Here is a 21800-nt window from a genome sequence, read left to right on the forward strand (position 1 = left end):
GATTACGGTTTAATGCGCCCCGTTGCCCGGATAGCTCAGTCGGTAGAGCAGGGGATTGAAAATCCCCGTGTCCTTGGTTCGATTCCGAGTCCGGGCACCACTATTCAGAGAACCCAGCCTATGGCTGGGTTTTTGCTTTTCTGCGAGCGGACTCTCCATCGAACTTCGTTCGATTATTCGCCGCACGGCGGCTCACCCCTTCGGGGCCAGCGCGACAAGCGCGCTGTTCAACGCCTCTGGCGTTAGTCCGAGTCCGGGCACCACTATTCAGAGAACCCAGCCTATGGCTGGGTTTTTGCTTTTCCGCGAGCGGACTCTCCATCGAACTCCGTTCGATTATTCGCCGCACGGCGGCTCACCCCTTCGGGGCCAGCGCGACAAGCGCGCTGTTCAACGCCTGCGGCGTTAGTCCGAGTCCGGGCACCACTATTCAGAGAACCCAGCCTATGGCTGGGTTTTTGCTTTTATGCTTTCAGTTAAATATCGTCTTCCCTAGCTGATACCCCGCCTCAAGATGCGCTTTCGCCGTTTCCAGCTCCGGTAACAGCAGCAGCTGCGAACTGGCCACCGTCGCCCCGCAGTAATCAAAAATGCCGTGGGCGATCTGCGCATGAAAAGCAGCGGTAAACCCATGCTTATCATACGTTTTCTGATTGGCTGCGCCTAACGCAACCAGGTGCACTCGCAGGCGCCCGAGCTTCTTCACCACCTCGCCCCCGGCGGTTTCCTCATAGGCCCAGCCGTTGGCAAACACGCGGTCGATCCAGCCCTTCAGCAGCGCAGGCATCGACCACCAGTAAACGGGAAAGACCAGCACCAGTGCGTCGGCTCGATCGAGTCTGGCCTGCTCAGCAACCACATCGGGCGGCGTGGAGCCGGTTTGCAGAAATGCGGCGATATCCGGCTCAGTAAACACCGGGTTAAAGCCTTCCTGCGTTAAATCTGCTATTTCAGCAGTGTGCTGCTGGCCGGATTCGGCAATCCCTTGCGCAATAGCCGTCGCTACGCTGTGAGTCAGAGAAGTATTAAGAGGATGAGAAACCACGATTAATGCATGCATGACGGATACCCCAGTTGCGCGATAACGATATTGGACGTAGTCTAATATACTAACAGTAACCTACTCATGGTAACTTACCTTTGGTATATTAGCATGTCAACGGGAGAATCCTTTTATGTCTCAACCCCTCGTACGGCAGCGTTTAACGCGAGAAGAGCGGCGCAAGCAGCTAATAGACGTCGCCTGGCATATTATTCGCGAGGAAGGAACCGACGCCCTGACGCTGGGCTATCTGGCGACCCAGGCGGGGGTGACTAAACCGGTGGTTTACGATCATTTTGACAGCCGTTCGGGACTTTTCGCGGCGCTGTATGCGGAATACGACCAGCGCCAGAGCGTAAAGATGGATGAAATTCTGCGCAACACCGAACCCAGGGCGGAGACACTGGCTTCGGCGATCGCTAATGCCTACATTGAGTGCGTCCTGCTCCAGGGCCGCGAAATGCCCAGCGTGATGGCCGCGCTGGCCGGGACGCCTGAGCTGGAGAAAATCAAGCAGGAGTGCATAACCGCATTTACCGCGAAATGCCGGCAATATTTTTCGCCGCTTTGCGAGAGTGAAAACCTCAGCGAAGCAGCCATTCTCGCCATGCTTGGATCCGCCGACGGGCTATCGGCTGCGGTAGTAAACGGCGTCATCACGGAGCAGCAGGCGAAAGATGAGCTATTTCAGGTGATTATGTCGATGCTGCAGCGCTGCTGCCGTGGCGAAGAAGCGCTACCCGGTAGCGGCTAGCGCTTTATATGGCCGACAAAACTTATCAGATCATCTAATGATGAGTTTTCCGTGGGCGGCTTTAATTATCAGCCGCCCGCTTTCTTAATCGCCGCATCCAGCGAGGCTTTATCCGCCAGCCCAGGGAATACGGTGATCGCCGCCTCCGTGGCGCCGGTCGTCGGCATTACGATAACGCCGGGCGTACCGCTTAAACCGATCTCCTGCGCCAGCTGGTTGGTACTTTCCAGTACCGACTCAACGTCCGCCGCTTTCTTCGCATCGAAATTGACCTTCTTCGCCTGCTGCTGCACGTCAGCGGCGGTTAGCTTGCCTTCGTTATGCCCGGTGGAATAGATGCCGTTATGGTAGGTCAAATAGGCCTCTGCGCCCTTCTGCTGATAAATCTGCAGCCCAGTTTTCGCCGCCTCCAGCGAGGTTTCCCAACGGCTGCCAAAAATTGGCCACTCTTTGAAAGCAAAGCGGGTCTGCGGGTTCTCTTTAATAACCTGCTCCATGACCGGAGCCAGACGGCTGCAGTAAACGCATTGATAATCAAAGAATTCAATAACGGTCACTTTGCCCTCTTTCGGGCCATAGGTTGGGGTGTTTTTATCCTGCGTCAGCGCAGCCGCGTTCTTCAGTACCGCCTGCGTCGCGGCGCTGGCCTGCTGCTGTTCCTGAATTTGCTGCAGCTTCTGGCTGGCCTGCAGCAGCACTTCCGGATGCGCGACTAAATAGTCCGCGGCAATTTTGCCGATACGGGCTTCCTGTTCGGGCGTGAAGGTGGGTGCATCAGCGGCAGTTGCCATCACCGGAAGCAGTGCGGCGCCAATAAAGGCGAGTGTCAGTAAATTCTTATGGCCGGGCATGTGGGTAGTCCTTGCGATGGGTGAACGGCAGGTGTGTCTTTACGAACAAAATATCATCCTTTGCCCGCGAATCATCCCCGGACGAGGCAATGATTAGTAACTATATTTTTCAATAACTCAACGCGCCCTCGCGATTTAGCGGGTGGTCAACGCGCGTGAACGGGAGTACGCTTCGCCCCCTGCTTTTCCCCCCTGGGCCTCTTTTTAGTTAGATGAGTTAGGTATGAATGAGTTTTTCAGTCAGTGGGACGTAGCGGTTATCCTGCTGCAAATTATCGCTATCGACCTGTTATTAGGCGGCGACAACGCGGTGGTGATCGCGATGGCCTGCCGTAAGCTGCCGCCGCATCAGCGGACCAAAGCGATTATTATCGGCACCTTTGGTGCGATAGCGGCGCGCGTGCTGCTCCTGGCCGTGGCTATTTATTTGCTCTCATTGCCGTGGTTGAAAGTGGTTGGCGCTCTGATGCTGTTGTGGATCGGTATCAAGCTGGTCACCAATCAGGAAGAAGAGAATGAAATCAGCAGCTCCAGCAGCCTGTGGCGTACTGCGGTCACCATTACCGTTGCCGATGTCATTATGTCGCTGGACAACGTACTGGCCGTCGCCGCCGCCGGAAAAGGCCATCTGCTGCTGGTCGCGCTGGGGGTGCTGATCAGCATCCCGATTATTGTCGCGGGCAGTAAACTGGTGTTGGCGATCCTTAACCGCTTCCCGTCGGTGGTGATGCTGGGCGGCGCGCTTATCGGCTGGATAGCCGGCTCAATGATGGTGAGCGATGTCACCATCGTTCATCTGTTCCCCAACGCGCCAGCCGCCCTTCCGTTGATCGGCGGTGCCATTGGCGCTGCCCTGGTGCTGCTGGAAGGGCTGCGCAGGAACCGCAGCAGGCCTTCTGCCGAATAGGGTTATCCACGTTTTGTCGCCGTCGATCCCGACGGCGTCAAGTTTGCGCCACTTTTCCGCCACATCCGTCCTCATTTGCCCTACGCTTAATAAAGACACCTGTTCCAGGGATCTGTAACCGTAATATTGCGCATAAATGAGATAACATCATGGAATTAAAGGATTATTATGCCATTTTAGGGGTTCAGCCAACGGACGATCTGAAAACCATTAAGACCGCCTATCGCCGTCTGGCACGCAAATATCACCCCGATGTCAGTAAAGAAAACGATGCCGAAGCCAGGTTCAAAGATCTCGCCGAAGCCTGGGAAGTGCTTAAAGATGACCAGCGCCGCGCTGAATACGACCAACTGTGGCAGCACCGCAACGATCCGCACTTTGGCCGTCAGCAACAACACTCCCACGAGCAGAGCTACAGCCAGCAGGACTTTGACGACATTTTCTCCTCCATGTTTGGCCAGCAGGCGCATCATAGCCGCCGCCAGCAGGGCGTGCGCGGCCATGATTTAGAGATAGAAGTCGCGGTTTTCCTTGAAGAGACTTTAGCCGAACAGACGCGCACTATCAGCTATAAGCTGCCGGTGTATAACGTCTTTGGCATGGTAGAAAGCGAAACGCCGAAAACCCTGAACGTAAAAATTCCCGCAGGCGTCGTCGACGGCCAGCGCATCCGCCTGAAAGGTCAGGGTACCCCCGGCGAGAATGGCGGCCCGAACGGCGACCTGTGGCTGGTGATACATATCGCCCCGCATCCGCTGTTTGATATCGTCGGACATAACCTTGAAATTGTCCTGCCGCTGGCGCCATGGGAAGCGGCATTAGGCACCAAAGTCACTATCCCGACGCTCAAAGAGAGCATTCTGTTGACCATCCCGCCGGGCAGCCAGGCCGGACAGCGCCTGCGCGTCAAGGGCAAAGGGCTGGCCAGCAAAACCACCACTGGCGATCTGTACGCCGTGATTAAAATCGTTATGCCGCCAAAACCGGATGAGAAGAGCCGCGAGCTCTGGCAGCAGCTGGCCGATGCGCAATCCAGCTTCGAGCCGCGTAAGACATGGGGGAAAGCCTGATGGCTAAGATAACAGTGACGTTTACGATTACCGAGTTTTGTCTCCACACCGGCCTTTCCGAGGAGGAGCTGAACGAAATTGTCGGCCTCGGCATGATCGAGCCGCGCCAGCCGCAGCGGGAAAAGTGGCTGTTTGACGATAGTGCGGTGACAATTGTTCACCGCGCCGTACGCTTACGCAAAGAGCTGGAGCTGGACTGGCCGGGGATCGCCGTCGCCTTGACGCTGCTTGACGAGAACGCGCGCCTGAGCCGTGAAAATCAAATTCTGCAGCAGCGGCTGGCGCGCTTTCTGACGCATGGTTAAACCCCATCCGCAGGCGGTGGTAAATCCGTAGCCCGGTTAAGCGCAGCGCCACAGGGAAGATAATCTGAAGCAGCATTGCGCGCTATTCCCCGGAGGCGGTGCTTGACGCGCTTTGTCCGGGCTACGTGTACGCAGATGGCGGTAAACCCGTAGCCCGGTCATACACAGCGCCATCGGGAAAGACGGTGGTAAACCCGTAGCCCGGCTAAGCGCAGCGCGAGCCGGGAGAAAAACGCAAAGCCACCTCCAGGCGGATAGGGCGCTAGCCGTCATCCGGCACAATACCTGATTAGCCATGCACCCACGCCGGCAGCCAGTCGCCGTGGCTGTCGATCAGATCGTCCACCAGCGCATAGATCTCCTCAATGCCCAGCACCGCCGCCGTATGCGGGTCCATCATCGTCGCATAGTAGATATAGTCGCGATTTTCCGTGAGTATCGCCTCCGTCAGCAGGGTCTGAACGTTGATATTGGTTTGCATCATTGCCGCCAGATGGGCAGGCAGCTTGCCCGCTTTGGTCGGTTGAATGCCGTTAGCGTCCACCAGACAGGCCACCTCCACACAGCAGCCCTGCGGCAGGTTATCGATAAGATTATCGTTACGCACGTTGCCGTAGATCACGCTCGGCTCGCCTGTCCAGATGGCGTTCATAATGGTGCTGGCGTACTCGCGCGAGGGTTTGACCTCAATGCGCTCGCTGGTTTTATACCGTTCCAGCTCTTTGTGCCAGTTCGCCACCTGCTCTACGCAGCGTTTCGGATACTCATCCAGCGGCACCTGATAGCGCGCAATCAGATCCTCACGCCCCGGCTTGATAAACCAGGGAGTGTATTCCGCGAAGTGCTCGGACGACTCCGTGACAAAATAGCCCAACTTTTTAAACATCTCATAGCGGACGATGTTCTGGCAGCGCGAATCTTCGCGATGCTTCGGCGCGCGTCCTTCGGCAAATGCCTGCAGCATCTCCGGGTAAATACTGGCATAGCTGCCGTCGCTGAGCTTTTTCTCCAGCGACAGGTAAAAGGCCATATGATTGATACCGGCACAGCGGTAGCGTAAATCCGCCGGGTCGAGATCCAGATCGTGGGCCAGCTCCTCCGCCGTCCCCTGCACCGAATGACACAGTCCGACCTGCTTAATATGCGGATAGCGGGCGTACATTGCCCAGGTATTCATCGCCATCGGATTGACGTAGTTAAGCATAGTGGCGTTCGGGCAAACTTCGGTCATATCGTCGCAGATGCGCCACAGGTGCGGAATGGTGCGCAGCGCGCGCATAATTCCGCCCGGGCCAAGCGTATCGGCAATAGTTTGCTCCACGCCATGCAGCTTACAGACTTCAAAATCGGTGACCGTACAGGGCTGATAGCCGCCAATCTGGAAGGCCACCACCACAAAATCCGCGTCCTGCAGCGCCGCTTTCTGGTCGCGATGGCAGCTGATTTCCCCCTCCGCGCCCAGAGAATCCATCAGTTTGCGCACCACAATATGCGACTCCTCCAGACGAGTCGCATCGATATCCATCAGGGCGATATGCGCGGACTTTAGCGCCGGGCGCTGAAACACATCGCCGAGTATATTTTTGACGAATACCGTCGAACCGGCGCCGATAAAGGTAATTTTGGGGGCAGACATAGGGTGCTCTCCGTAGGGTTAGTGAACGTTAACAGAGTGGCATGCCGGACTACCGGCGGGCTGCCCTCTTCCCGCCGGAGCATTCCCGAAAACTCAGATCGGCTACCGGCAAGCATGAAAACTGATTTTTCGGGAATAAATGGGCGAAAAAGAAGAGAAAACGGGCCTTTAATTCGACTAAGATAAGCGCTGACTGGCGTCAAAAATCGGCAAGAATGATGATTCAGGAATCCACATCATGATCGATAAACCCCGCGCAGCGCATCCCGCCGACGCGTATATGAGCAGCAGCGACGATCGACTGCCCCGCAGCCCGCTGGCGCTCTACTCTGAATACCAGCGGATGGATATCGAGCTGCGTACTCCTTATGCCATGACCGCCAGCCACTGGCACGGTCAGGTGGAGGTGAACGTCCCCTTCGACGGCGATGTCGAGTATCTGATCAACGATGAAGCGGTACGTATCGAGCAGGGCTATATCACCCTGTTCTGGGCCTGTACGCCCCATCGCCTTACCCGACCAGGGGCCTGCAGGCAGATGGCTATCTTCAACCTGCCGATGCATCTGTTTTTATCCTGGCCGCTGGATCGGGAGCTTATTAACCACGTCACCCACGGTATGGTGGTGAAATCGCTGGCTGCCCAGCAGCTCAGCGTATTTGAAGTCCAGCGCTGGCAGCAGGAGCTGAACAGCGAAAATGAGCAAATCCGCCAGTTAGCGATCGATGAAATCGCTCTGATGCTCAAGCGCCTGAGCCTCTCCGGCTGGCAGCCGATTCTGGTGAACAAGACTTCACGCACGCATAAGAACAGCGTTTCGCGCCACGCCCAGTTTTACGTCAGCCAGATGCTGGAATATATTGCCATCCACTACGATCGGGCGCTCACCGTCAACGATGTCGCCGAGCATGTGAAGCTGAATGCCAACTACGCGATGGGGATTTTTCAGCGGGTGATGCAGCAAACCATGAAGCAGTACATTACCGCGATGCGCATTAATCACGTTCGGGCGCTGCTCAGCGACACCGATAAGACCATCCTCGATATCGCCCTGACCGCCGGTTTCGGCTCCAGCAGCCGCTTTTACAGCACTTTTAATAAATATGTCGGCATGCCGCCGCAGCAGTATCGCAGGCTGAGCCAGCAGCGTCGCCATAATCTGGCGCCCGCCGGGGCATAAAAAAATGCCGCCGGGGAAGCCCACGGCGGCATTGATTAACAGCAAAACGGTTTAGTCGTTGATGCGCGGATGCTGCTGCACCAGACGAGAGCGTTTTTCCTGCAGATCGGCGATCTCCTGATCGATATCTTCGATTTTATGCTCGATGTTATCGTAGTGCTCGCCGAGAATTTCTTTCGCTTCCTGAATATCCGAAGCCGCTGGCGTCGCCCCTTTCAGCGGACGATTGGCGGTCTCTTTCATCGACAGGCCGGTAATCAGACCGATAACTGCAATTACCATCAGATAGTAAGCCGGCATCATCAGGTTCTGCGTGCTTTCTACCAGCCACGCCGCCAGGGTTGGCGTCAGACCGGCAATCAGCACCGAGATGTTGAAGGCGCTGGCCAGGGCGCTAAAACGAATGTGGGTCGGGAACATCGCCGGCAGCGACGAAGCCATCACTCCGATAAAGCAGTTCAGCACAACCGCCAGCACCAGCAGACCGGCGAAAATCAGGCCGAGAACGTTACTGTTAATCATGATGAATGCCGGAATCGACAGCGCGAACAGCGCCACGCTACCAATCAGAATGAACGGGCGACGGCCAAAACGGTCGCTGAGCATACCGATAACCGGCTGAACGAACAGCATCCCGACCATGATGGCGATGATGATCAGCACCCCGTGGTCTTCTGAATAGTGCAGGTTATGCGACAGGTAGCTCGGCATGTAGGTCAGCAGCATGTAGTAGGTCACGTTGGTGGAAATCACCAGACCGATACAGGTCAGCAGGCTACGCCAGTGTTTAGTGGCAATCTCTTTAAAGGAGACTTTCGGCCCGTCCTGCAGGCCCTCGCGGTCGCCCTGCTCCATTTTATCAACGTGCTGCTGGAACGCCGGCGTCTCTTCCAGCGCATGGCGCAGATAAAGACCAATAATGCCTAACGGCAGCGCGAGGAAGAACGGAATACGCCAGCCCCAGTCGAGGAAGTTCTCTTCGCCTACCATGCTGGAAATGAGTACCACCACGCCCGCGCCCATCACGAAGCCCGCTATCGAACCGAAGTCCAGCCAGCTGCCCATAAAGCCGCGTTTACGGTCAGGCGAGTATTCCGCCACAAAGATCGATGCCCCGGTATATTCTCCGCCCACCGAGAATCCCTGCGCCATTTTACACAGCAGCAGCAGAATCGGCGCCCAGATACCAATGGTGGCATACGACGGAATAAGACCGATACAGAATGTACTTATCGACATAATGACGATGGTTATCGCCAGAATTTTTTGTCGACCATATTTATCGCCCAGCATCCCGAAGAACAGGCCGCCTAATGGACGAATTAAGAAGGGAACCGAGAAAGTACCGAGCGCGGCAATCATCTGCACGCTGGGGTTGGCATCGGGGAAAAAGACCTTACCAAGAGCATACGCAACAAAACCATATACCCCAAAATCGAACCACTCCATCGCGTTACCCAGCGACGCTGCGGTAATCGCTTTCTTCAGTTTGCTATCATCAATGATGGTCACATCCCGAAGCGTGATGGGTTTTACTTTTTTCCTTTTAAGCATAATTATCCTCTTTTGCTCTCGCCTTGAGCGCACGAATCTCCGCCGAATGACAAGGTCATTCGCGTCATGCGTTGGGAGCGGCGAATTGCTGTGCTCCACATTTCAAGCGTAGCAGGTTTGCCTGCACTGTCTGCTGACAGTCCGTACAACCGAACCTGTTGACGCCTGCTCTGGCCATAATGAATATGCGGAGCCGCTAATAAGTGTAGTGAATTTGCGTTCTCGCCTTTTTACCCTAACAGCGTTTAAATTTGGGATCAACTTCACAAAAATTTACCTACCCTTAAACAGAGTCGGCGAAAACCAATAAGTTCAATGAATATTGGAACTTAGCGATACATTTCCGGAAATATCTGGCGGTTTTTATGGAAATAACCCCGTCGTTCTTCACGGGGTATATTCATTTTCTTCCCGGCAGTAACTCATAAAAAAGGCCCGACAAAAGTGCGGGATTGCGCTATAATCACTTACACTTTCGGCTATCAGCCGCCATTTAATGGACCAACGTCCTGTTTTACCCAGTAATCGCGAGGAACGTCATGCAACTGCCACACTGCCCGAAATGCCATTCTGAATACACTTATGAAGATGGCGGCATGTTTATCTGCCCGGAATGCGCCCATGAATGGAACAATGCCGAGCCTGCGGATGATAACGACGCGCTGGTGGTCAAAGATGCCAACGGTAATTTACTCACCGACGGCGACAGCGTCACCGTAGTAAAAGATCTTAAGGTTAAAGGCAGTTCTTCAATGCTAAAAATCGGTACTAAAGTGAAGAATATCCGCCTGGTTGAAGGCGATCATAATATTGACTGCAAAATTGATGGTTTTGGCCCGATGAAGCTAAAATCCGAATTTGTTAAAAAGAACTGATTTTATTCCCCCGGCGCCTGTCGTCGGGGGGAAATATATTTTCCCGTGCCGTTATGCGAATTGTCCGATCGTCTTCCGCCTCTTCTTGCGTCTTCCCTCGCTGCCGCCTGGCTTAATTTTGCAATCCCCTTCTACGCTTAATGGAATATTCGTTACCTGAGGTAATGCTTATGCCCCTGAGTCCCTATATCGCTTTTAGCGGCAACTGCGCGGCCGCCATCGCGTTCTACCAGCAGGCGCTGGGCGCTGAACTGCTCCATAAAATTACCTGGGGCGAAATGCCGCAGGATATTCATGACGCAGAGGATGGCTGCCCCTCCGGCCAGCATCTGGCCGCCGACGGCATCGCCCACGCCAGTCTGCGCATCGCCGACAGCATCCTGATGCTCAGCGACAGCCCCTCCAGTAAAATGGAGCGCTACGCCGGGTTTACTATCGTGCTTGATCCGCAAGATGTTATCGAGGGTAAACGCTGGTTTGACGGCCTCGCCGATGGCGGGCAGATAGAGATGGTCTGGCAGGAGACATTCTGGGCGCACGGCTTCGGTAAAGTGATCGACCGCTTTGGCGTCCCGTGGATGGTCAACGTGGTGAAAGAACCTTAACGCTGACCTTTTCCCCTCCCCCTAACCCTCTCCCCGAAAGGGAGAGGGTACCCGGCGGTGCAGTTTGTTACCCCTGCGCCGCTCTGCAGCCCCCACGCACAGCTGACTCCGCACCCGGATTTTTCCTCTCCCTTCAGTAGAGGGCCTCTGTGCGTTCATTCCCTCTTACCTGTCATCCCTTCGGCATTAACTCTTCATCCCCCGGTCATCAGGAGTTAACCGAAACGTAACAAAAAACCGTCAGGATTGGCTCACGCTCAGAGGAAAACTCCTTCTTGTCCTTAGTGAGGCTTGATTGCCATGTACTTATCCAGACATCCGACCAGTTACCCCACGCGATATCAGGAAATTGCCGCCAAACTGGAGCAAGAGCTTTGCCATCATTACCGCTGCGGCGACTATCTGCCCGCCGAGCAGCAGCTGGCGTCCCGCTTTGAGGTTAACCGCCATACCCTGCGCCGGGCCATCGATCAGCTTGTCGAGCGCGGCTGGGTCCAGCGCCGTCAGGGCGTCGGCGTGCTGGTACTGATGCGCCCGATAGATTACCCGCTCAGCGCCCAGGCGCGCTTTAGCCAGAATCTTCTCGAACAGGGCAGCCACCCGACCAGCGAAAAGCTGCTGTCGGTGCTGCGTCCGGCCAGTAGCCAAGTTGCCGACGCGTTTGCCATCAGTGAAGGCGATAACGTCATTCACCTGCGCACCCTGCGCCGCGTGAACGGCGTCGCCCTGTGTCTGATAGACCACTACTTTGCCGACCTGCAGCTATGGCCGGTTCTGCAAACCTTTACCCACGGCTCGCTCCACGATCTGTTGCGCAATCGTCTTGATATCGAACTGACCCGCGTACGCACCAAAATCAGCGCCCGCCGCGCGCAGGCCAAAGAGAGCCGCATTCTCGGCATTCCCAATATGGCGCCGCTGCTGTGCGTGCGCACCCTGAATCATCGCCAGGGCGAGCAGAGCGCGACGGAGTACTCCGTCAGCCTGACCCGCGCCGACATGATTGAATTCACCATGGAGCACTGAATGCACTTTGATACCGCTACCCGCCAGCGCTGGATGTCCGTGCTGGCCCACAGTGACCCACAAGAACTGGCGGCGCGGATGCAAACGCTGCAGCTCGCGCCGCAGTATGAACTGATTCGCGCCCCGGAAACCGGGCTGGTCCAGCTGCAGGCGCGCATGGGCGGCATCGGCGATCGATTTTTCGCCGGAGACGCCACCTTAACCCGCGCCGCTATCCGCCTGGCCGACGGCACGCTCGGCTATAGCTGGATTTTAGGCCGCGATCGTCCGCACGCTGAACGTTGCGCGGCCATCGATGCCCTGATGCAGTCGCCACACCATTTTCACACCCTGATGGAAACCCTGATAACCCCGCTGGAAGAACAACGTAGCGCGCGCATTGAAGCCCGACGCGCCGAAGTCAACGCCAGCCGGGTCGACTTCTTTACTCTGGTTCGCGGAGATAACGCATGACCTTACAACCCGCTTTTACCCTGGCTGTGCAGGATGCCCAGCACAGTTTCCGCCGCCTGCTGAAAGCGATGAGCGAGCCGGGCGTGATTGTCTCCCTGCAGCAGCTTCAGCACGGCTGGCAGCCGCTGAACGTCGCCACCACCAGCCTGCTGCTGACGCTGGTGGATCACGAGACGCCGGTCTGGCTCGCTCCGACGCTGCATAACGATCTGGTCGGCCAGAATTTACGCTTTCATACCGGCGCGCCGCTGGTTGAGCAGCCGCAGCAGGCAACCTTCGCCGTCGCCAGTGACAGCATCAGCGCCGAACAGCTCAACGTGCTCTCCGCCGGTACCGTCGTCGCCCCGGAGACCGGCGTTACGCTGATTGTTCAGCTCGCCAGCCTCAGCGGCGGCCGGATGCTGCGCCTGACCGGCGCCGGGATCGCCGAGGAGCGGATGATCGCCCCGCAGCTGCCGGAATGTATTATTGCAGAGTTAACCGAGCGCCCGCATCCGTTCCCGCTGGGTATCGATCTGATTCTCACCTGCGGCGAACGCCTGCTGGCGATTCCGCGCACCACTCACGTCGAGGTCTGCTAATGTACGTAGCCGTCAAAGGCGGCGAGAAGGCGATCGTCGCCGCTCACGCCCTACAGGAACAGCAACGCCGAGGCGATGGACGGCTTCCTGAAATCAGCGTTGACCAGATTAGCCAACAGCTCAATCTGGCGGTGGATCGGGTCATGACCGAAGGCGGTATCGCCGACCGGGAGCTGGCGGCGCTGGCGCTGAAGCAGGCCAGCGGCGATAGCGTCGAAGCGATTTTTCTGCTGCGCGCTTACCGCACCACGCTGCAAAGACTGGCGGTCAGCGAGCCTGTCGACACCGCCGCTATGCGCCTTGAGCGCCGGATCTCGGCGGTCTATAAAGATATCCCCGGCGGCCAGATGCTCGGCCCGACCTACGATTACACCCACCGTCTGCTCGATTTTACCCTACTGGCCAACGGCGAAACGCCGCCGCTGGCGACCGATAGCGCGCCGCAGGAAGCCACGCCGCACGTTTTTAATCTGCTCGTCCAGCAGGGACTGGCGAAGGCGGAGCAGGATACTGACGCGCAGCCCGACGACATCACCCGCCATCCGCCGGTTTATCCCTGTTCACGCTCGTCGCGCCTGCAGCAGCTGGTGCGCGGCGACGAGGGTTACCTGCTGGCGCTGGCCTACTCCACCCAGCGCGGCTACGGGCGCAACCATCCGTTTGCCGGGGAAATTCGCAGCGGCTACGTCGCGGTGGAGATCGTCCCGGAAGAGCTGGGCTTCACCGTCACTATTGGCGAACTGTTGATGACCGAATGCGAAATGGTCAACGGCTTTGTCGACCCTCAGGATGAACCGCCGCACTTCACCCGCGGCTACGGCCTGACGTTTGGCATGAGCGAGCGCAAAGCGATGGCGATGGCGCTGGTTGACCGCGCGCTCCAGGCGCCGGAGTACGGCGAAGAGGCGGCGGGTCCGGCCCAGGACGAAGAGTTTGTGCTGGCTCATGCCGATAACGTCGAGGCGGCCGGTTTCGTTTCGCACTTAAAACTTCCCCACTATGTCGATTTCCAGGCCGAACTGGCGCTACTTAAACGCCTGCAACGGGAGAATCAACGTGGCTAACGCACTGACCGGCTACAACTTTGCCTACCTCGACGAGCAAACCAAACGCATGATCCGCCGCGCCATCCTGAAAGCGGTAGCCATCCCCGGCTACCAGGTACCCTTCGGCGGTCGCGAGATGCCGATGCCCTACGGCTGGGGAACCGGCGGTATTCAGCTTACTGCCAGCATTATCGGCGAAAATGATGTGCTGAAGGTGATCGATCAGGGCGCCGACGACACCACCAACGCGGTATCGATTCGTCAGTTTTTCAAACGCGTAACCGGCGTCGCAACCACCGAACGTACCGAGGACGCCACGCTGATCCAGACCCGCCACCGGATCCCGGAAACGCCGCTAACCGAAGATCAGATTCTCATCTTCCAGGTGCCGATCCCGGAACCGCTGCGCTTTATCGAGCCGCGCGAAACCGAAACCCGCACCATGCATGCGCTGGAGGAGTACGGCGTAATGCAGGTGAAGCTGTACGAAGATATCGCCCGCTTCGGCCATATCGCCACCACCTACGCCTACCCGGTGAAGGTCAACGGCCGCTACGTCATGGACCCATCGCCGATTCCGAAATTTGATAATCCGAAGATGCATATGATGCCTGCGCTACAGCTGTTCGGCGCCGGGCGCGAAAAACGCATCTATGCGGTGCCGCCTTATACCCCGGTGGAGAGCCTCGATTTCGACGATCATCCGTTTACCGTTCAGGAGTGGGATGAACCCTGTGCTATCTGCGGCTCACGCCACAGCTATCTTGATGAAGTGGTGCTCGACGACAGCGGCAAGCGGATGTTTGTCTGCTCCGATACCGACTATTGCCGCCAACAGTGCGAGGAGCAGAAAAAATGAGCTATCCGTTACTGGCGGTGAATAACCTGACCCACCTCTATGCGCCGGGTAAAGGCTTCAGCGACGTATCGTTCGAGCTGTGGCCGGGAGAAGTGCTGGGTATCGTTGGCGAGTCCGGCTCCGGTAAAACCACCCTTCTACAGGCGATTTCCGCCCGCCTGAGGCCGCAGCAGGGTGAAGTGCGGTACCAGAATCGTTCTCTGTACGCGATGAGCGAAGCGGATCGCCGCCGCCTGCTGCGCACCGAGTGGGGCGTGGTGCATCAGCATCCGATGGACGGGCTGCGTCGCCAGGTGTCGGCCGGCGGCAATATCGGCGAGCGCCTGATGGCGATCGGCGCCCGTCACTACGGCCACATTCGCACCACCGCCGGGCAGTGGTTACAGGAGGTGGAGATCCCGCCTTCGCGCATTGACGACCTGCCCACCACCTTTTCCGGCGGCATGCAGCAGCGTCTGCAAATCGCCCGCAATCTGGTGACGCAGCCGAAGCTGGTGTTTATGGATGAACCTACCGGCGGGCTGGACGTGTCGGTGCAGGCGCGCCTGCTCGATCTGCTGCGCGGCCTGGTCGTGGAGCTCAATCTGGCGGTAGTCATTGTGACCCACGATCTCGGCGTTGCCCGCCTGCTGGCTAACCGTCTGCTGGTGATGAAACAGGGGCAGGTGGTGGAAAGCGGCTTAACCGACCGGGTGCTCGATGATCCCCATCATCCTTACACCCAGCTGCTGGTGTCGTCGGTATTGCAGAACTGAGCGTATGTCCACTCCCGGCGGCGCTGCGCTGACCGTGCTACGGGTGACGGACCGTCTGCGAGCCAGTAGCCCGGACAGGCGCAACGCGCCGTCTCCGGCGATCCCCGGTCGCGCTTCGTGAATCAATGCATCAGGTAGCCCGGATAAGGCGTTCACGCCGCGATCCGGGGAAATTCAGGCACGATGAGGCTAAAAATGAACGCCATTCGCGTGGAAAACATCCATAAAACCTTTGTTCTGCACCAGCAGAACGGCGTGCGTCTGCCGGTACTCGCCGACGCCTCGCTGAGCGTAAACGTCGGCGAATGCGTGGTGCTGCACGGCCACTCCGGCAGCGGAAAATCGACCCTGCTGCGTTCGCTGTACGCCAACTATCTCCCCGATAGCGGCCACATCTATATCCGCCACGGCGATGAATGGGTGGATCTGGTCACCGCCACGCCGCGCCAAGTCCTGGAAGTGCGTAAAACCACCATCGGCTGGGTTAGCCAGTTTCTGCGAGTGATCCCGCGCATCTCCGCCCTCGACGTCGTCATGCAGCCGCTGCTCGAGCTGGGCATCCCGCGCGAAGAGAGCGCCGGTAAAGCCGCCCGCCTGCTGACGCGCCTGAACGTGCCCGAACGTCTGTGGCACCTCGCCCCCTCGACCTTTTCCGGCGGCGAACAGCAGCGGGTCAATATCGCCCGCGGCTTCGCGGTGGACTACCCGATCTTGCTTCTCGACGAACCCACCGCCTCGCTGGACAACAAAAACCGCGCCGCCGTGGTGGAACTGATCCAGGAAGCCAAAGCCCGCGGCGCGTCGATCGTCGGCATTTTCCACGACGAGGCCACGCGTAAACAGGTCGCCGACCGCCTGCACCCCATGGGGATTTCAGCATGATTATCAACAACGTAAAGCTGGTCCTCGAAGACGAGGTGGTTAACGGTTCGCTGAAGGTGCGGGACGGCAGAATTTCAGCCTTTGCCGAAAGCCAGAGCCGGCTGGCGGAGGCCATTGACGGCGACGGCGGCTGGCTGCTGCCGGGACTTATCGAGCTCCATACCGACAACCTGGACAAGTTTTTCACCCCGCGACCGAAGGTGGACTGGCCCGCCCACTCGGCGATGAGCAGCCACGACGCGCTGATGGTCGCCAGCGGCATCACCACCGTGCTGGATGCCGTGGCTATTGGCGATGTCCGCGACGGCGGCGATCGTCTGGAGAACCTGGAAAAGATGATCAACGCCGTGGAGGAGACGCAAAAGCGAGGCCTCAACCGCGCCGAACACCGGCTGCATCTGCGCTGCGAACTGCCGCATCACACCACTCTGCCGCTGTTCGAGAAGCTGGTTGGCCGCGAACCGGTGAGCATGGTCTCCCTGATGGATCACTCCCCTGGCCAGCGCCAGTACGCCGACCGCAGCAAATACCGCGACTACTACCAGGGCAAATACCATCTGACCAACGAACAGATGGACGCCTTCGAAGAGGAGCAGATGGCGCTGGCGGCTGCCTGGTCACAGCCCAACCGGCAGCGCATCGCCGCGATCTGCCGCGAGCGGAATATCGCGCTGGCCAGCCACGATGACGCCACCTGCGAACATGTGCTCGAGTCACGCCAGCTTGGCAGCGTTATCGCCGAATTTCCCACCACTATCGCCGCAGCGCAGGCCTCGCGCCAGCATGGGATGAGCGTCCTGATGGGCGCACCGAATATCGTGCGCGGCGGCTCGCACTCCGGGAACGTCGCCGCCCATCATCTGGCGGCCAGCGGACTGCTGGATATTCTCTCCTCCGACTATTATCCCGCCAGCCTGCTGGATGCCGCTTTCCGCATCGCTGACGACGAGGGCAACGCTTTTACCCTCGCGCAGGCTATTCGTCTGGTAAGTCAAAACCCGGCGCAGGCGCTGGGGCTGCACGACCGCGGGGCGATTGCCGAAGGTAAGCGGGCGGACCTGGTGCTGGCGCGCCGTCACGGCGAGCATATCCATATCGATCACGTCTGGCGGCAAGGTAAGAGGGTCTTCTGATGACAGGAAAACTGATTTGGCTGGTCGGTGCCTCCGGCTCCGGTAAAGACAGCCTGCTGGCGGCGCTGCGCCAGCGTGAGCATCCGCAGCTGCTGGTAGCGCACCGCTACATTACTCGTTCGCCCAATGCGGGTGGTGAAAACCATATCGCCCTCAGCGAGCGAGAGTTTTTTACCCGCGCCGAGCAGCATCTGTTTGCCCTCAGCTGGCATGCAAACCACCATTACTACGGTATTGGCATCGAGATTGACCTGTGGCTGCACGCCGGGTTCGACGTGGTCGCTAACGGTTCACGCGCGCACCTTGCGCAAGCGCAGGCGCGCTATGCTGACGCCCTCCTGCCTATCTGTTTGCAGGTTTCACCGGAGGTGCTCAGACAACGCCTGGCGCGGCGCGGGCGGGAGAACGAAACAGAAATCGCCCAGCGCATGGCGCGCGCGGCGCGCTATACGCCGAGCGCGTGTCTGACGCTAAATAACGATGGTCGCCTTAGCCAGTCGGTGGACGCTCTGGTTTCGCTGATTCGCATTCACGGCAACCGACGCGAACGGCAGCCAGCCTGACGCGCGAGGAGAAAGCATGAGCCTGAGTATCCGCTTAACCGGCACCGGCGGCGCGCAGCTGGTGCCGGTTTTTGGCTGCGATTGCCCCGCCTGTCGCCGCGCCCGCGCCGACGAAGCGCATCGTCGTCGCCCCTGTAGCGCGATAGTTAAATTCAATAGCGCGGTGACGCTGCTCGATGCCGGGCTGCCGGATCTGATGACGCAGTGGCCCGCCGGCAGCTTTCAGCAGTTTCTGCTCACCCATTATCATATGGATCACGTACAGGGGCTGTTCCCCTTGCGCTGGGGCGTGGGCGAATCCATTGCGGTATACGGCCCCCCGGATGATCAGGGCTGCGATGACCTGTTTAAGCATCCGGGCCTGCTGGATTTCAGCCACACCGTCGAACCATTTGTGCGGTTTGAACTTCAGGGATTGCGCGTCACGCCGCTGCCGTTGAATCACTCAAGGCTCACGTTTGGCTATCTGCTGGAGTCGGCCCATAGCCGGGTCGCCTGGCTCTCCGATACCGCCGCGCTGCCGGAAAAAACGCTGAAGTTCCTGCTGAATAATCAGCCGCAGCTTATCATCATCGACTGTAGCCACGAGCCGCGCCCGCAGCCGCCGCGCAACCACTGCGACCTGAACACCGTGCGGGCCATTAACCAGGTCATCGGCTGCCCGCGAGTGATCCTCACTCATATTAGCCACCGCTTCGACGCGTGGATGATGGAGCACTCTCTGCCGGCGGGGTTTGAAGCGGGATTTGACGGCATTGAGATTGTGCTGCCTTAACCAAACTTCATCATCCCTTCACTTAACCTCACTATCTTCCCTGCGGACTTAACCATCTGAAGGGATTCACATGACCACAACACGACGCACGCTTCGCCATGCCTGCTGGTATGCATTCATTGGCCCCTATATTGGCCTGCTGTGGGCCATCGTCGCCATCGTCATACAGTCGCGCCGTTCGGTGGGTAGTTTCTTTGAATTTGTCTTTTCTGAACTGCCGTATTTTCTCATCGTCCCCTGGGCTGCTGGCGCCATCCCGGCGCTACTGACCGGGATCGCCGTCGCTTTTTTGCCCACGGGTATTCATGCGATTCATTACCGGCGTATCCTCGCCAGCGCGACCATTGGCCTGGCCATATGCGCGGCAATACCGCTAACCGGCGTGCTGCTTTTCTCCGATACCGATCTGACAACCTTTATTCTGCGTGGTCATGGGTTCCGGGTAATCGCAGGTTCTGGCCTGTTCTCCGGACTGATTATGGGATGGCTGATAGCCTATCTGCCGGGCAGGGAGCAGAGAAAAACGCCAAATGAATAAGTTCCTGCATCATATCGGCTGGTTTGCGGGGCTCGGGCCGATGATTCCCAGGCTTCCGCCGCGGATCGCGGCACATCGGTAACCCTTATCCAGACGGCCCGGATCCTCCGACGACCGCACACCAGCAGCCCCTGCCCCGGTATTCAACACGCGTGAAAACGCTGGATAAAAAGCCCCTGGCAGCGTTAACATAGCGGCGCTTTCCTCTCCGTATTATCGCGGCTGCTGAACCCGATTAATCTGAGAGAGAAAAGACCATGGAAACAACCCGTAGCCGGGGCTGGCGCATGGCGCAAAAGCAGCGCAATAAGTCTCGCGATGTTCACACCGCCCTCTTACGTTTTCGTCGCGAGAAAAACTGGAAGCATCTCTATTTGCGTTCAGAAAAATTGCTACGCGCCGCGCAGCTGGGAATGGAATATCCCCGTAAAACTCGTCGCCAGCTGGCGCATCAGGGAATGGAAGAGCTGTTATCGAATTGATCAACGTGCTGTTTGTTTGTAGCCGCAATCAATGGCGAAGCCCGACGGCGGAACAGGTGTTCCGCCGTTATCCTGGCATGAACGTGCGCTCTGCGGGCACGAGCCGGAACGCCAGAAAACCCCTTACTCCTGAACTGATTAACTGGGCGGATATTATCTGCGTGATGGAGCAGAAACATAAAAATCGACTGGTCGCTGAATATCGTCGCCTGGTCGAAAATAAACCGCTTTACGTGCTGGATATCCCCGACGACTACCGCTATATGGACCCCGAACTTGTCGCCCTGCTGAAAGAGCTGGTCCCCGCCCTGCCCGAACTGAGCTAATTTTCTATCACCGTTTTACCCTGACTTCATCCTCGCTTCACAGTAGTGAAATACCTTTCCCGACGGACAAAAAAACAGGGAAGGAAACGATCGTGACAGGACGAATGATTCATCATGCAGGCTGGTTCGTGGCCCTTGGGCCGTTAATACCGCTACCGCTCATTCTCTTTTTACCCAGGGTCATCTCAGTTGATGAGCTCCTCAATCATCTTCCGGAAGTATTATCCCTCACCTGGGGTATTGGCTTTTTACCCGCATTGTTAACCGGCATTTTCATGGCTATCCTGACGGGCCACGCTGATTGCGCCTGGTACTATCGGATGCTGGCAGGCGGGATTGCCGGGCCTCTGATAACGGCCATTTGCTGCGGCATCATCGGCGCCTTTATTCCGATGTTTTTCTATTTAATCCCGCTGTTGCTTATCTCGGCGCTGCCGTCCGGCATCGTTATGGGGCTGCTGATTCCCTGGCTCCCGCCGCGGATCGCCCGGCATCAGTAATCATCATCCAGACGACGCCAGTCGTTTTCTAACTGTCGCCGATCGCTGTCCAGCTGGCGCTGACGCTCGTCAAGCTGGCGGCGGCGATCTTCAAGCTGTCGTCGTCTGTCTTCATACTGCCGCTGGCGATCGGCGCTTTGCTGACGGCTGCCCTGATAGCGCCCATCATCATAGTCATCGTCGTCGGAACGGCTATCGCCCGGGTGGTAAGCATCGTTAATAGCCTGCTGAATATTGCCGATAGCGTCGTCGATCACATCGGCGTGCGCCAGCTGGCCGGCGAGGGATAGGGTGCAAAAAAGCAAAGCGGTAGTATAACGTTTCATAAAGCCAGTCTCATCGGTGGGCTGGCTTTACGTTAATCAAGCGCTACCGCGGCGAGTAGCGGAGGAATCTCAAATCCGCTGCTGCTCAATCGCGCCGATCGCGTCTACCCGCCCCTGGTGGCGCCCCCCCTCGAATTCGGCATCCAGCCAGGCATCGACGATCATTTTTGCCAGTTCAAGGCCGATCACCCGCGCGCCAAAGGCCAGAATATTGGTGTCATTATGCTGCCGTGAAAGCTGCGCCGAGTAGGGCTCGCTGCACACCACCGCCCGAATACCGGGATGCTTATTGGCAGCGATAGAGATGCCGACGCCGGTGCCGCAGATCAGGATCCCGCCGTCGACCTCACCAGCGGCAACGGACTCAGCGACGGCGCTGGCATAGCGCGGATAATCGGTACGTTCCGTAGACCATGCGCCTTTATCCACGACGTCAATCCCGCGCTGGCGCAGATGCGCAACGATATCGTCTTTCAGGATAAAACCGACATGATCGCAGCCAAATGCAATCCTTTTCATACTTAGCCTCGCCTGTTGTTAACTTTACAAGGATGGTTGGCGTTGTGATTTAAACGCCTAAAAATGCCCCTGGAAACGCTGAAAATAGCATCATCCGGCTCCTTTCTACACGCTGATATTTTACAAATCAAGTCGAAAACGTTATTTAACGCCATATGCACTTTTCAGAAAAAGAACCATATAAATCACACAATAGTATGATTTATAATGAATTTATTGCATGTAAAAGTAAAAATGAATTTTAGCAAAACTTCACA

General features: G+C 57.5%; 27 protein-coding genes and 1 tRNA gene. 22 read left to right on the forward strand and 6 right to left on the reverse strand.

Annotation, left to right across the window (positions count from 1 at the left end):
* The first annotated feature begins 24 nt into the window (after positions 1 to 24).
* Positions 25 to 100: transfer RNA gene (locus ACSIPU_RS12135), tRNA-Phe, on the forward strand.
* A gap of 372 nt (positions 101 to 472) precedes the next feature.
* On the opposite strand, the gene ACSIPU_RS12140 is transcribed toward ACSIPU_RS12135, so the two are convergent.
* Positions 473 to 1060, reverse strand: a complete 588-nt coding sequence (locus ACSIPU_RS12140) for an NAD(P)H-dependent oxidoreductase (RefSeq protein ID WP_004109375.1) — start codon at positions 1058 to 1060, stop codon at positions 473 to 475.
* 115 nt (positions 1061 to 1175) lie between these two features.
* On the opposite strand from ACSIPU_RS12140, the gene ACSIPU_RS12145 reads away from it, so the two are divergent.
* Complete coding sequence (locus ACSIPU_RS12145; RefSeq protein WP_017145110.1) at positions 1176 to 1796, forward strand: TetR/AcrR family transcriptional regulator; 621 nt, start codon at positions 1176 to 1178, stop codon at positions 1794 to 1796.
* A 68-nt stretch (positions 1797 to 1864) separates the two neighbouring features.
* Here ACSIPU_RS12145 and ACSIPU_RS12150 read toward each other — a convergent pair whose 3' ends face one another.
* Positions 1865 to 2647, reverse strand: a complete 783-nt coding sequence (locus ACSIPU_RS12150) for a DsbA family protein (protein WP_196557771.1) — start codon at positions 2645 to 2647, stop codon at positions 1865 to 1867.
* Positions 2648 to 2870: 223 nt separating this feature from the next.
* Between ACSIPU_RS12150 and ACSIPU_RS12155 the strand changes: the two genes are divergently transcribed.
* From ACSIPU_RS12155 to cbpM, 3 genes are all read left to right on the forward strand, one after another.
* Positions 2871 to 3554, forward strand: a complete 684-nt coding sequence (locus ACSIPU_RS12155) for a TerC family protein (RefSeq protein ID WP_004109381.1) — start codon at positions 2871 to 2873, stop codon at positions 3552 to 3554.
* Positions 3555 to 3703: 149 nt separating this feature from the next.
* Entirely contained in the window at positions 3704 to 4624 is a 921-nt protein-coding gene (gene cbpA / locus ACSIPU_RS12160) for a curved DNA-binding protein (protein WP_023320189.1), read from the forward strand.
* Positions 4624 to 4929: a chaperone modulator CbpM gene (gene cbpM, locus ACSIPU_RS12165; protein ID WP_004109388.1), complete on the forward strand. Its 306-nt coding sequence runs from the start codon at positions 4624 to 4626 to the stop codon at positions 4927 to 4929. Before cbpA ends, cbpM begins: the two co-directional genes overlap by 1 nt.
* Before the next feature lie 289 nt (positions 4930 to 5218).
* Here the strand turns inward: cbpM and ACSIPU_RS12170 are convergent, their stop codons facing one another.
* Positions 5219 to 6565 carry an alpha-glucosidase/alpha-galactosidase gene (locus tag ACSIPU_RS12170; RefSeq protein WP_032728782.1) on the reverse strand — a complete coding sequence of 449 codons (1347 nt, stop codon included), beginning with the start codon at positions 6563 to 6565 and terminating at the stop codon, positions 5219 to 5221.
* A 238-nt stretch (positions 6566 to 6803) separates the two neighbouring features.
* Here ACSIPU_RS12170 and melR point away from each other — a divergent pair, with 238 nt between their 5' ends.
* Complete coding sequence (gene melR / locus ACSIPU_RS12175; protein ID WP_004109390.1) at positions 6804 to 7745, forward strand: transcriptional regulator MelR; 942 nt, start codon at positions 6804 to 6806, stop codon at positions 7743 to 7745.
* A 51-nt stretch (positions 7746 to 7796) separates the two neighbouring features.
* Here melR and proP read toward each other — a convergent pair whose 3' ends face one another.
* A complete protein-coding gene (gene proP / locus ACSIPU_RS12180; protein WP_004109391.1) occupies positions 7797 to 9299 on the reverse strand; it encodes a glycine betaine/L-proline transporter ProP in 1503 nt (500 codons plus the stop codon).
* A 539-nt stretch (positions 9300 to 9838) separates the two neighbouring features.
* Between proP and ACSIPU_RS12185 the strand changes: the two genes are divergently transcribed.
* The 16 genes from ACSIPU_RS12185 to ACSIPU_RS12260 all read left to right on the forward strand — a co-directional run bounded on the left by ACSIPU_RS12185 (position 9839) and on the right by ACSIPU_RS12260 (position 20698).
* The gene (locus ACSIPU_RS12185) at positions 9839 to 10174 is read left to right on the forward strand and encodes a zinc ribbon domain-containing protein YjdM (RefSeq protein WP_004109392.1); all 336 of its coding nucleotides are present in this window, start codon (positions 9839 to 9841) and stop codon (positions 10172 to 10174) included.
* 170 nt (positions 10175 to 10344) lie between these two features.
* The gene (gene yjdN / locus ACSIPU_RS12190; protein ID WP_004109393.1) at positions 10345 to 10779 is read left to right on the forward strand and encodes a VOC family metalloprotein YjdN; all 435 of its coding nucleotides are present in this window, start codon (positions 10345 to 10347) and stop codon (positions 10777 to 10779) included.
* Positions 10780 to 11079: 300 nt separating this feature from the next.
* Positions 11080 to 11805: a phosphonate metabolism transcriptional regulator PhnF gene (gene phnF / locus ACSIPU_RS12195; protein ID WP_023329131.1), complete on the forward strand. Its 726-nt coding sequence runs from the start codon at positions 11080 to 11082 to the stop codon at positions 11803 to 11805.
* Entirely contained in the window at positions 11806 to 12258 is a 453-nt protein-coding gene (gene phnG / locus ACSIPU_RS12200; protein ID WP_004109395.1) for a phosphonate C-P lyase system protein PhnG, read from the forward strand.
* On the forward strand, positions 12255 to 12839 hold the full coding sequence (gene phnH, locus ACSIPU_RS12205; protein ID WP_004109396.1) for a phosphonate C-P lyase system protein PhnH: 585 nt from the start codon (positions 12255 to 12257) through the stop codon (positions 12837 to 12839). The genes phnG and phnH overlap by 4 nt, the downstream gene beginning before the upstream one ends.
* The gene (locus ACSIPU_RS12210) at positions 12839 to 13903 is read left to right on the forward strand and encodes a carbon-phosphorus lyase complex subunit PhnI (RefSeq protein ID WP_004109397.1); all 1065 of its coding nucleotides are present in this window, start codon (positions 12839 to 12841) and stop codon (positions 13901 to 13903) included. Before phnH ends, ACSIPU_RS12210 begins: the two co-directional genes overlap by 1 nt.
* Complete coding sequence (locus ACSIPU_RS12215) at positions 13896 to 14744, forward strand: alpha-D-ribose 1-methylphosphonate 5-phosphate C-P-lyase PhnJ (protein ID WP_004109398.1); 849 nt, start codon at positions 13896 to 13898, stop codon at positions 14742 to 14744. Before ACSIPU_RS12210 ends, ACSIPU_RS12215 begins: the two co-directional genes overlap by 8 nt.
* Complete coding sequence (phnK, locus tag ACSIPU_RS12220; RefSeq protein ID WP_017145112.1) at positions 14741 to 15499, forward strand: phosphonate C-P lyase system protein PhnK; 759 nt, start codon at positions 14741 to 14743, stop codon at positions 15497 to 15499. Before ACSIPU_RS12215 ends, phnK begins: the two co-directional genes overlap by 4 nt.
* 195 nt (positions 15500 to 15694) lie before the next feature.
* Positions 15695 to 16381 carry a phosphonate C-P lyase system protein PhnL gene (gene phnL, locus ACSIPU_RS12225; RefSeq protein WP_070557065.1) on the forward strand — a complete coding sequence of 229 codons (687 nt, stop codon included), beginning with the start codon at positions 15695 to 15697 and terminating at the stop codon, positions 16379 to 16381.
* Complete coding sequence (phnM, locus tag ACSIPU_RS12230) at positions 16378 to 17514, forward strand: alpha-D-ribose 1-methylphosphonate 5-triphosphate diphosphatase (RefSeq protein WP_108704305.1); 1137 nt, start codon at positions 16378 to 16380, stop codon at positions 17512 to 17514. Before phnL ends, phnM begins: the two co-directional genes overlap by 4 nt.
* Positions 17514 to 18077: a ribose 1,5-bisphosphokinase gene (gene phnN, locus ACSIPU_RS12235; protein ID WP_004109402.1), complete on the forward strand. Its 564-nt coding sequence runs from the start codon at positions 17514 to 17516 to the stop codon at positions 18075 to 18077. The genes phnM and phnN overlap by 1 nt, the downstream gene beginning before the upstream one ends.
* Positions 18078 to 18093: 16 nt before the next feature.
* Positions 18094 to 18852 (forward strand): phosphonate metabolism protein PhnP, encoded by a 759-nt coding sequence (gene phnP / locus ACSIPU_RS12240; RefSeq protein ID WP_032728780.1) that lies wholly within the window; start codon positions 18094 to 18096, stop codon positions 18850 to 18852.
* Between the two features lie 70 nt (positions 18853 to 18922).
* Positions 18923 to 19390, forward strand: a complete 468-nt coding sequence (locus ACSIPU_RS12245; RefSeq protein WP_023329128.1) for a hypothetical protein — start codon at positions 18923 to 18925, stop codon at positions 19388 to 19390.
* Between the two features lie 257 nt (positions 19391 to 19647).
* Positions 19648 to 19872, forward strand: a complete 225-nt coding sequence (locus tag ACSIPU_RS12250; RefSeq protein WP_004109405.1) for a hypothetical protein — start codon at positions 19648 to 19650, stop codon at positions 19870 to 19872.
* The gene (locus ACSIPU_RS12255) at positions 19872 to 20198 is read left to right on the forward strand and encodes a low molecular weight protein tyrosine phosphatase family protein (RefSeq protein ID WP_026055915.1); all 327 of its coding nucleotides are present in this window, start codon (positions 19872 to 19874) and stop codon (positions 20196 to 20198) included. Before ACSIPU_RS12250 ends, ACSIPU_RS12255 begins: the two co-directional genes overlap by 1 nt.
* Positions 20199 to 20290: 92 nt before the next feature.
* Positions 20291 to 20698, forward strand: coding sequence for a hypothetical protein (locus ACSIPU_RS12260; protein ID WP_004109407.1), 408 nt, complete (start codon positions 20291 to 20293; stop codon positions 20696 to 20698).
* Here the strand turns inward: ACSIPU_RS12260 and yjdP are convergent.
* The gene (yjdP, locus tag ACSIPU_RS12265; RefSeq protein WP_004109408.1) at positions 20692 to 21024 is read right to left on the reverse strand and encodes a DDRRRQL repeat protein YjdP; all 333 of its coding nucleotides are present in this window, start codon (positions 21022 to 21024) and stop codon (positions 20692 to 20694) included. The genes ACSIPU_RS12260 and yjdP overlap by 7 nt on opposite strands.
* 69 nt (positions 21025 to 21093) lie before the next feature.
* A complete protein-coding gene (gene rpiB, locus ACSIPU_RS12270; protein ID WP_064343608.1) occupies positions 21094 to 21543 on the reverse strand; it encodes a bifunctional allose-6-phosphate isomerase/ribose-5-phosphate isomerase RpiB in 450 nt (149 codons plus the stop codon).
* Positions 21544 to 21800 lie beyond the last annotated feature (257 nt).

Source organism: Klebsiella sp. HN106 (genome assembly GCF_051209435.1).
Lineage (GTDB): Bacteria > Pseudomonadota > Gammaproteobacteria > Enterobacterales > Enterobacteriaceae > Klebsiella > Klebsiella oxytoca.